The sequence below is a fragment of the Aquiflexum sp. genome, assembly GCF_977115555.1.
Genome location: NZ_CDSBKL010000369.1, coordinates 1 through 3,963, shown reverse-complemented (window position 1 = coordinate 3,963; position 3,963 = coordinate 1). Strand labels below are relative to the sequence as shown.

The following is a 3,963-nucleotide window of genomic DNA, read 5'->3' as shown; positions in this document are numbered from 1 at the left end:
CAAAGGAGAGTCAAACAAAAAGTAATTTTGGATAAAGATGTCGGGGGTGATTTTGATGACACAAATGGACTCGGCTTGTTGCTGGCAAATCCCGAATATGAGGTTCTTGGTGTGGTAGTGGACTATGGAAACACCCCAAAACGCGCCCAGGTAGCCTGTCGCTTGCTCTATGAAGTTGGACGGGAAGACATTCCTGTTTTGGTAGGTCGTCAGACCGATGACGAGTACACCCGAAAACACTTCTACACCAAACAGTTTTACTGGGGTGAAGGCTTTGACAAAAAGGTTCCTGATAAAAAGCCGGCTGCGGATTTCATCATCGAACAACTCAGAAAGTATCCCGGTGAGGTTATACTTATTACCATTGGCCCGGTAACCAACATCGGAGATGTGGTAGACAAGGACCCGGAAGCGCTGAAGCTCGCAAAGAGAGTTGTCTGCATGTTTGGTTCTTTCTATACTGGCTACATGAATAGCCCGCTTCCGAGTGCAGAATGGAATGTAAAAGCGGACATTAAGGCATCGAAAAAAATGCTTTCATCGGGGGCGAATTTTTCATTCGTCGGGCTTGATGTGACCACTTTCGTTTTGCTAAAAAAGGACATCATCGACTTGATGGTATACCGAAACTCTCCATTGACAAATTCGATTCTTGCATTGCTATCACTATCCAATTATGAATTGGGAAAAACAGAACCTATCATTTATGACAGCGTAGCGCTGGGTTTGCTGCTTTGGCCGGAGCTATTTGTCACCCGAAGTACGTTTGTAAAAATCGATGACAAGGGTCACACCCTCATCGACGACTCCCGAGAACCAAATTGTGAGATTGCCATGAGCCTGGATGTCCCGGGCTTTCACAAGAAATTCACCGAGTCCATACTTCAGCAAAATCTCATGCGGAAGTAAATCGTTGCCTAGTTGTAAGCACCAATTAAACGAAGGAAAGCATTTGATGAAGAGAATTCTATTGATATCCATAATCGCATTAGCATGGCAAAGCTACGCAAGCGCTCAGAATGGAATAAGTGATCTCGGAGAACTGATCGGCAAGACAATGAATTTTGCTGACTCAGCACGTTTGACCGCCCCTTGGCCACCTCCATCAGGTCCCCTTCGAATCATCATTGACGCTGATGCCGCCAATGAAGTCGATGACCAATATGCCATTGCCCTCGCCCTTGGATTTCCCGACAGATTTAAGATCGAAGGAATAGTAGCTTCCCATTATGGCGTAAGAGGAGGATCCTTGGGAATCAAGAAATCCTATGCCTCTATTCAGGAAGTGCTTGAAAAATCGGGAATCAAGGCGGATTTCGGAATCATGTCAGGTATTCCACCATTGACCTTTTTTGACTATTTCCCACCTTCCGATGGCGTGGATTTCATCATTGAAAAAGCACGAACCGCTTCCAGGGAAAGCCCACTTTGGATAGTTGCCCTAGGTCCAGCTACCAACGTCGCCGGGGCATTGTTGAAAGACCCTTCGATCACGGACAAAATTGTTGTCCTTTGGCATGGACGCACCCAATGGCCTAAAAGAGCTTGGAATTTCAACGCCTACAATGATACCAAAGCTGTACAACTGCTATTTGACCTTCCCGTGAGGCTAATTTTGTTTGATACCGGAACTCAAATCACCATGCCGATGGAAGAATCCAAACAAAAAATATATCCGATCGGCGAAATGGGAAGATACTTGCATCAAATACGAGACATGTCTCCCTATGCAAGGCAACCAGACAAAGGATTGTTTGATTTGGGCGATATAGCGGCTTTGATTGATCCAGGAATTTGTAGGAGTGAAATCACCAAGGCGCCAACCGTGGGACATGACCTGAGGTATTCCTTCACGGAAGAACGGGGGAAAATCGTCCGGATTTATGACATCGACAAAGACCCTTGTTTTGATCTCCTTCAACAGGCGCTGGAAAGCTTAAAACCCAAATTTTCCACGCAGTAATCGGTGGAAGTTTAAAGGTCAATCCTGAATTATTTTCAACAAAGAAGCAAATGGCACTTAAATCAAGTCTTTTTATCCTAGCGTTGTTGATAAGGTCCGCGTGCCTTGGACAAGTTGAATTGCATGTCCCGCTTTTGCCAGGAGAAAGCGTATGGTCAGGCGCCGTGAAACAAGGTGATAAAATGCCTTTTGAGGCAGGCTATGAATTCGACTTCTATGGCAACAATGACTACAATCAACTACAGCCAATATTACTGGGTAATAAAGGCTTATGGGTTTGGAGCGAAGAACCTTTCGCCTTTGAAATCCAAGCCGACAAAATCGTCATATCCAGAAGACACGGTGAGGTAAAGTTTGGGAGGGCGGGCAAAACTCTGTCGGAGGCCAGGGATTTTGCTGCCATGACTTTTTTTCCTGCTTCCGGCAAAATGCCTGATGAAATGCTATTCTCCCGGCCACAATACAACACATGGATCGAGCTCACCTACAACCAAAACCAGAAAGATGTGCTCGAATATGCCCGGGCGATCATCTCAAACGGATTTGAACCAGGCGTACTTATGATCGACGACACCTGGCAGGAAGATTATGGGAAATGGGACTTTCATCCAGGTCGTTTTCCTGATCCCAAAGGAATGATCGATCAACTGCACGAAATGGGCTTTAAGGTGATGCTTTGGATTTGCCCATTTGTGAGCCCAGACCAAACGATGATTGTGCAATCGCTCATGAGGGATAAAGCCTTCTTGCTTCAGCAAAAACCCAATGAAATGAAATGGGAAGACGCAAAGGATCCTGCGACTGTCAAATGGTGGAATGGGTATTCTGCGCTGCTTGACTTTACCAATCCTGTGGCAGTCAGCTGGTTTGAAAATCAGCTATCCAGGTTGGTAAAGGATTACAATATTGATGGGTTCAAATTTGACGCTGGAGATATGGAATTTTATCCCAAGGATGCATTAAGCAAAGACCCTGTAAGCCCTAACAGACATTCAGAATTGTTCATGCAATTCGGGTTGAAGTATCCGTTGAATGAATACCGGGCCGGCTGGAAAATGGCTGGCCAACCCCTTGCCCAAAGGCTTCACGATAAAGATCACTCTTGGAGCGATCTTCAAAAACTCATTCCCCACATGCTTACTGAGGGACTGATTGGCTACACATTCTCCTGTCCGGACATGATTGGAGGCGGAAACTGGGTTTCATTTTTGGACAATTCAGTATTTGATCAGGAGTTGGTCGTGCGTTCCGCTCAAATCCATGCATTCATGCCCATGATGCAGTTTTCAGCCGCGCCATGGCGAATATTGGATCAACAAAACCTTGAAGCAGTCAAAAAGGCGATGGAAACCCGGAGAAAATTCCTGCCCCTCATTATGAAATTGACGAAGGAATCAGCTGAATCGGGCGCTCCCATCGTGCGCTCGATGGAATATGTTTTCCCACTTGCAGGTTTTGAAGAAATCAAAGATCAATTTATGGTCGGCGACCAGCTACTTATTGCCCCAGCACTTCAAAAAGGAAGGAGAGAAAGAGAAGTGGTATTGCCTGCGGGCATTTGGATCGACGATTACGGACTAAAGTTTAAAGGAGGAAAAACCTACACAATAAAGGTTCCTTTGGATAGGATACCGTATTTTAGCTTAGAAAAAAGAAATAGCCTGACAAAGTAAATCATGATCGGAAATCCCAAATCTAATTAACTGGATAACCCTTGATTAAGCAATCACCCGACACTCAATAAAATGTGGATTTAGATGATTTTGACCTTACCGTTTGAATTGATTTGGGCAATCAAAGGGAGATTAAAAAATGTCTCTCCAGAAATAAATCAATCAAATGAACGAAGCATTCTTAACTACCAGTGTTTTCATACTTTCTAATTAAGAAACTCAAAAGCATAAAAATATTTAGAAAATGGCCCTGAAAAGTAAGACTTTTTTATTTATCCTCACTGCCGCTTCCTAAACATTAACATTAGGTATTACTCACAAAAATGG

Annotated in this window: 3 protein-coding genes; all 3 read left to right on the top strand. The window is 44.3% G+C overall.

Annotated features, from left to right (window positions below; all coding sequences use genetic code 11):
- A partial coding sequence (locus ACZFYI_RS16790; RefSeq protein ID WP_462525282.1) for a nucleoside hydrolase occupies positions 1-909 on the top strand: 909 nt, incomplete at its 5' end.
- Between the two features lie 46 nt (positions 910-955).
- On the top strand, positions 956-1,963 hold the full coding sequence (locus ACZFYI_RS16785) for a nucleoside hydrolase (RefSeq protein ID WP_462525281.1): 1,008 nt from the start codon (positions 956-958) through the stop codon (positions 1,961-1,963).
- A 50-nt stretch (positions 1,964-2,013) separates the two neighbouring features.
- Entirely contained in the window at positions 2,014-3,636 is a 1,623-nt protein-coding gene (locus tag ACZFYI_RS16780; RefSeq protein WP_462525280.1) for a glycoside hydrolase family 31 protein, read from the top strand.
- The last annotated feature ends 327 nt before the right edge of the window (positions 3,637-3,963 follow it).